The sequence below is a fragment of the Flavobacterium sp. genome, from assembly GCF_035760125.1.
Taxonomy (GTDB): domain Bacteria; phylum Bacteroidota; class Bacteroidia; order Flavobacteriales; family Flavobacteriaceae; genus Flavobacterium.
The window spans coordinates 1-6170 of record NZ_DASTTN010000496.1; the positions used below are offsets into that span (position 1 = coordinate 1).

Consider the following 6170-nt stretch of genomic DNA (forward strand, 5'->3'; position numbering starts at 1 on the left):
AAGAGGTTAATTACACAAAACCTTCTTGGTACTTTGGTGTTGCAGCTGCAACCAATTATAGTTTTTACCGTGGTTCAACACATCAGCTTAATTCGAATTTGACTCCTCCGGTTACTTTTCATAATGGAGAAGGAGCAGGGCCTTATTTGGCACCGCTTATTGAATTTTATAAACCGAATACAAGATTGGGGTTTATGTTTCAGGCAGGCTATGACAGCAGAAAAGGTTCCTTTGATCAGAAAACGACTCCTTGTAATTGCCCCGCAGATTTATCTGCCGAATTAAGTTATATCACTGTAGAGCCAAGTATTCGTATTGCACCTTTTAAATCTAATTTTTATATATACGGAGGGCCACGATTGGCTTTCAATGTGGATAAATCTTTTAAATATTCATTGGGAACGAATCCTGCTTTTCCAAACCAAGAGGCAACGCCTGAGGTAAGAGGTGATTTTGACAATATCGACGAAACGCTTATTTCTATGCAAGTTGGAGCAGGATTTGACATTCCGTTATCTTCACAAAGACACAAAACACAATTCCTTTTGTCTCCATTTGTGAATTTTCAACCTTATTTTGGACAACATCCCCGTTCAACCGAGACTTGGAGTTTAAGCACTCTTAGAGTAGGTATGGCACTTAAATTTGGACAGGGAAGCAAAGCGGAAACTCCGGAAGTGGTAGAATCTCCGGTTCAGTTTTCGGTATATGCACCTAAGAATATTCCGGGAGAACGTAACGTACGAGAGGTATTCCCTTTGCGGAATTATGTTTTTTATGATCTTGAATCAAATAAAATACCAACTCGTTACAAATTATTGCAAAAAGAGAATGTAAAAGACTTCAATGAAGATCAGATAGGAGGAGTTACGGCTTCTGTGAATCCTTCAGGTCGTTCTGCACGACAAATGACGGTTTATTATAATGTAATCAATATTCTTGGGAATCGAATGGTAAAAAATCCTTCAACAACGATTACACTTGTTGGTTCATCAGAAAAAGGATCCGAAGATGGTGTCTTGATGGCTGAATCTATCAAAACATATTTAGTTAATGTATTCGGAATAAATTCGGCAAGAATAACTACCAAAGGGCAGTTAAAACCTAATATTCCGTCTGAACAACTTGGAGGAACAAAAGAATTGGAATTGCTTCGCGAGGGGGATCGTAGAGTTTCAATCGAAAGTAATTCCCCTGAATTATTGATGGAATTTCAAGTCGGTCCGAATGCGCCATTAAAACCATTAGAGTTTGTCACTGTTCAAGAAGCGCCTATAGACAGTTATGTTGTCATTGATGCAACTGGTGCAGGACAAGCCTATTCTTCATGGTCTTTGGAAACTACTGATCCAGATGGACTAATAAAAACTTTTGGTCCTTATGCTAAAGAAAAAGTAAGCATTCCGGGCAAAAATATTATGGGAACTCGTTCTGAGGGTGATTATAAAGTAAAAATGATTGGGAAAACCAAAAGCGGTAAAATTGAAGAAAAAGTAACCACTGCTCATATGGTGCTTTGGACACCGTCTAAAACAGAAGAAGGGCTTAGATACAGCATAATTTTTGAATTTAATAAATCAAAAGCAATCGCAATGTATGAGAAATATTTGAGGGAGGTTGTTACGCCAAAAATACCTAAAAACGGTATTGTCATCATTCATGGTCATACCGATATTATTGGTGAAGAGTCTTATAATTTGAATTTATCTTTGGACAGAGCCAATGAAGTAAAGGGCATTATGGAAAACGCATTGTCTAATTCAGGTAGAAGAGATGTGAAATTCGAAGTTCATGGTTTTGGAGAAGATGAAAGTATGTCTCCTTTTGAAAATAAACTTCCTGAAGAACGTTTTTATAACCGTACAGTAATAATTGATATTATTCCTGCTGCAAAATAAAAATTTCAACATATTCGGGAACACTCTTTTAGAGTTTAAAAAGACAGGAACTTAAAGTCCTGTTTTTTTGTGGATTGCTGTTTCGGGACTAGACTTAATTTTAATAAAAAACCCTTAAACAATTGATGTTTAAGGGTTTTGTTTCGTAGCGAAGACGGGAGTTGAACCCGTGACCTCAGGGTTATGAAAATTGTTAGGTTTTTTAAAGCCCTCCCATAAGGGGCTTTTATTTAGGACTTTATAAAATTTTAAATACTAAAAAAGGACCACTCCTCACTCTGTTTCCTCACTTTTTATTATCTCCTCAATACAGCTTATATCATAAGTTTATTCTATTTTCAAGTGAGAAACTAAGTCATGAAGTAGGTGGTGCTTGTATTCACTCAGTAAGCTTTTTAATATTTGATGTGTTATTGACTGTCCTTCAAACATAAATAAGAATCTGCTGAAATCCATAATCTTTTTTTGTAAAAAAATAAGTAGATAATCGATGAAAAATAGAGTAACTATGTCAAAATATACATATTTTGTTGTTGAAAAAAGCATACATAATCTATTTTTAATCGATTATGTATTCATAAAAATACACAAAAATTATATAAAAAGATTTTATTAAGGAATGTTAGTGTCAAAATTTAGAGACTAAACTTTATTTTATGCTTAGTTTGATGATTTGCATTTTTATATTGAAAGAACGGCATCTCTTCTGAAATTCTCATTCTCATTGTATTTAATATAGCCTAATTGATTGGTAACTAGCTTTGTGTTTCCAATAGTAAAATCAGGAACATTGCAATGATGGTGACCGTAAATCCAGTAGTCAATTTCGCTTTCTTTTATAAAATTGAACATTTCTGTACCAAAAGCTTCATTTATGGTGCTGTTTGCATATTTTTCAGGATAATTGAAAAACGTTGGAGGATGGTGTGTGATTACAACAGTAGGCATATTTGTTTTATTTTTCAATGCCTCTTCCAAAAACAACCTGCATTCACTATGGATTTGGTTATAATCATCGACTATGAGCCTTTTTTCATTATTTCGAATTACTCGGAAATCGGAAAGTGATTGTTGAATAATAGATTGTTTTTCGGGTGAAATGTGAGACCATAAGGTTGAAAATACTAGCCTTATTCCTTCTATAGTTTTTACCGTATTGTTTAACAAGGTAACATTTTCTCTTATTTGTTCCTCGAAAGTACCACTTCTTTTGGAGATGTCAGAATTGTAATATTCGTGATTACCTGGTATCCAAAAAGAATGTTTAAAATGTTCAGAAACATAATCAAAGAATTTTTGATGTTGGTGTATTTCTTTAAAAAGTACAATGTCTCCCGACAAAATTAGAATGTCTCCCTTTGGAATAATTGGATTTTCCAAAACCCATTTTTGGTTATCTGGGAATTCTAGGTGCAGATCTGAACAATACTGAATATTCATTGTTTTAAATTATAAAGAATTTGGGATTCATTGTATTTAGGAGTAATCTAGTAAATTAAGTTTCTTTTATACTGGTTTCGTTATCCCGTATTTCCCTTGAACACTGAGTATAAAAGGCCATTATTTTAGGATTGCTATGCCAATAATGAAGTTATAATTTTCTATATAACAATAATACTTTATTGTTGGCACAACTGTCAAGTAAAAGATTTGACATCTGTCCGATGGCATTTTTAATTTTTGTTCAAGAAGAATTAAAATATCTATTAATTTGTAATTAGTATTTTTGATCTTGTTTATGAAAGTGTTAAATATAAAAACCTGTAAACTTTTGATTTATTGACTAATAAAAAAACTTATAAAAACAGGTGCACATCTTTTATGGCTTGAAAAAAAATCGTGAAATAATTAATATAAGCTATTCCTCCCAAACTACACTTATTATAGTTTTTAGCTGCTTGTAAGGGATACAATATTCGAAAAAATCGCTATCCTCTTCATCATCCTTTAATTCGAACCATGTCGATTTATAAATTGACTGAGCTTTCTCTTTTCCTGAATATAGAAACTCATATTTACCATCAATGTATTCTTGAGCAACAGAATCTTCGGGGGGAGATAATTTAGTAATTTCTTTAATCTTTATCCAATAACCATCCGATTTACTCCAATATTTAACTTGTCCATTATTAATAAAAACTACAAATAGAGGATAAATATTTAATGATAGTAATCTATAAATAATGGATGTTAAACTAGTTTTAAATCTTACTGATAGTTCTTTTACTAAATCAGGAGAGAACTTTTTTTTAAATGCAGCTTTCCGGATTATATCTTCAGGCATTAAAAGTTCTGATGCAAAATCGTTAGCTTCCCACTCCTGAATTCCTTTTTTTGCTTGCTGCTCTGCATTATTAAACCAGTTTAGTGTATTGGGAGTTTCATCGTGAACTTCTAAATCTAATTTATCATGTAGCAAAAAATGCCCGATTTCATGGGCTATAGTAAACCTTTTTCTCTCTTCAAACTGAATATTGGAGTTTACCTTTATTAAGGTTTTGGAATTACCTCTGATAATTTTACCGTCTGAGCTGGGTAATTTTTCTTCTATTAATGTAGCTCCAAGTCCGGCAACAAAAACATCCATAGGAATATCAGTAATTTCATCGAAGCCAATTTCTTCCAATAGTGCTTTAGCTCTATTTGAACCTCTTCTATTTCTGATCATTTTCCAATTGTTCCAGTAGTTCTAATAAATTTTGATCTTTAATAATTTCTTTAATCTCTTCAATTCCTAGATTATCTAAATTTCTATATTGTACCTGAAATTGATTATTTGCAATTAAAGATTTTAAATAACTAACTGGTTTTTCAATATTTTTCTCGATCGCACTTTGTAGTAATACAGAAGCTTTTTCTAATAAATCGGTGTCTCTCTGTTTATTAATATAACCTTTTAAGAGAAATGAATGTTTCCGAAAATTCTTAAGAGCATAATTTTCAATATCATTAATATTAAAACCTTCCTCTTTAAGAATTTCATCATAGGTACTAGAATCTCCGTCAATAATTTGGGAGATAATTGCCTCGTCTATCTTTTTGATGAAGTTATTTTTCATAATTCAACACTTTCAATTTTTCTTTTATAAATGGTAACTTGCGATCTAATCGCTTTTTAATATTTGTCAGTTCATCGATCCCGATGCCTAATAACTGTGACAAGTCATTTCGTTTCATACCATTAATTATATATGGTTCAAACAATAATAATTCATCATCTGTCGCTCCCATAGCTGTTAATTCATCATGACATATAGATAATAATGATTGGTAATCGGAATCGTCGAAAGACATTTCAACATCATTCTCCAGAATTTCAAATGTTTCATTTGCTTTATCAAGTTCAGCATTTAATGTGTTTGAAATGACACTATCTAATGCACTTATTATTTGCTTTCGGAAATCAGGAAACTTATCAAGATACCAGTTGCGTCCCCCTTCTCTTAAAAAGGCCTCGATTGTATCATTAATCATGTCTTCAATCATAATACCCCTAAACCCCTTTTCATGATTGTATTTGATTCCAAAAGTAGTCTTAAGCCTTATGATAGTGTGTTTGAAAAGAATAGCATAAAACTCCGAAGTATAAACCTCCTGAAGTGCCCTGCATTTCTCATCAAAAGTTGCGACCTTTCTATTATTTGACTTCATTTATATAGTAATGCTTAAATTTTAGAAAAAATTTCCATAGCTATGGCAATTTATGAAATTTCTATAGCATTACAATGTATAAGAGAGGTTTAACTTAAAAAAGAAATTATGAGCAAGTCAGCAAATTATTTAATATCCGGTGTTTGGAAAGATTCGAGTGACAGTATTACACATGTGATGTTGCATCCGGTAAGTGATGGGGATTCGTGGAGCATGGGTGAAAAAACATCAGAAGCTAGTGCCATAGCATTACTAAAAAAAGGAAATGTTATTAGAACAGTTGTTTGGGGTTATCCTAGTTGGGCTATAAAGTCTAAAGTAACATATGTTCAGGGAGCTGGAAAAGAATATTTGAGAAGTGATGCTAATGCAACCACAAAAGATAATTTAGACAATTTAATATCAATGAAAGCAATTAAATAATTATAAATATGGATAAGAGTTTACATTTAGATTCGGTAATTAAAACACATCAAATTACCAAAGAGGAACAGCTTTTAACTAAGCACAAAAACAAGAATAAGGAAGTTAAGGAAGCTCTTGAGAAGGAGTATGAAAATAATATTTATTCCCCTTTTAATTCCGGTTCTTATGCAAAAAACACAGCCATGAATACCAAGT

General features: G+C 32.3%; 6 protein-coding genes and 1 pseudogene. 3 read left to right on the forward strand and 4 right to left on the reverse strand.

The window, feature by feature from the left end; genetic code table 11:
- A partial coding sequence (locus VFS71_RS17625) for an OmpA family protein (protein WP_326402923.1) occupies positions 1 to 1898 on the forward strand: 1898 nt, incomplete at its 5' end.
- 681 nt (positions 1899 to 2579) lie between these two features.
- Here VFS71_RS17625 and VFS71_RS17630 read toward each other — a convergent pair.
- The 4 genes from VFS71_RS17630 to VFS71_RS17645 form a co-directional block, all read right to left on the reverse strand.
- Positions 2580 to 3338, reverse strand: a complete 759-nt coding sequence (locus tag VFS71_RS17630; RefSeq protein WP_326402924.1) for a metallophosphoesterase — start codon at positions 3336 to 3338, stop codon at positions 2580 to 2582.
- Positions 3339 to 3756: 418 nt separating this feature from the next.
- The gene (locus VFS71_RS17635) at positions 3757 to 4566 is read right to left on the reverse strand and encodes an ImmA/IrrE family metallo-endopeptidase (protein WP_326402925.1); all 810 of its coding nucleotides are present in this window, start codon (positions 4564 to 4566) and stop codon (positions 3757 to 3759) included.
- Positions 4553 to 4957, reverse strand: a complete 405-nt coding sequence (locus VFS71_RS17640; RefSeq protein WP_326402926.1) for a hypothetical protein — start codon at positions 4955 to 4957, stop codon at positions 4553 to 4555. Before VFS71_RS17640 ends, VFS71_RS17635 begins: the two co-directional genes overlap by 14 nt.
- A complete protein-coding gene (locus VFS71_RS17645; RefSeq protein ID WP_326402927.1) occupies positions 4947 to 5549 on the reverse strand; it encodes a hypothetical protein in 603 nt (200 codons plus the stop codon). Before VFS71_RS17645 ends, VFS71_RS17640 begins: the two co-directional genes overlap by 11 nt.
- 108 nt (positions 5550 to 5657) lie before the next feature.
- On the opposite strand from VFS71_RS17645, the gene VFS71_RS17650 reads away from it, so the two are divergent.
- Both VFS71_RS17650 and VFS71_RS17655 read left to right on the forward strand, forming a co-directional pair.
- A complete protein-coding gene (locus VFS71_RS17650) occupies positions 5658 to 5972 on the forward strand; it encodes a DUF3892 domain-containing protein (protein ID WP_326402928.1) in 315 nt (104 codons plus the stop codon).
- Positions 5973 to 5980: 8 nt separating this feature from the next.
- Positions 5981 to 6170: pseudogene (locus VFS71_RS17655) on the forward strand (nucleotidyltransferase); the annotation flags it as partial.

Bases quoted from the DNA above. Each gene is read 5' to 3' on its own strand.
- VFS71_RS17630 (WP_326402924.1), bottom strand. From the start codon at position 3,338: ATGAATATTCAGTATTGTTCAGATCTGCACCTAGAATTCCCAGATAAC.
- VFS71_RS17645 (WP_326402927.1), bottom strand. From the start codon at position 5,549: ATGAAGTCAAATAATAGAAAGGTCGCAACTTTTGATGAGAAATGCAGG.
- VFS71_RS17650 (WP_326402928.1), top strand. From the start codon at position 5,658: ATGAGCAAGTCAGCAAATTATTTAATATCCGGTGTTTGGAAAGATTCG.
- VFS71_RS17640 (WP_326402926.1), bottom strand. From the start codon at position 4,957: ATGAAAAATAACTTCATCAAAAAGATAGACGAGGCAATTATCTCCCAA.
- VFS71_RS17635 (WP_326402925.1), bottom strand. From the start codon at position 4,566: ATGATCAGAAATAGAAGAGGTTCAAATAGAGCTAAAGCACTATTGGAA.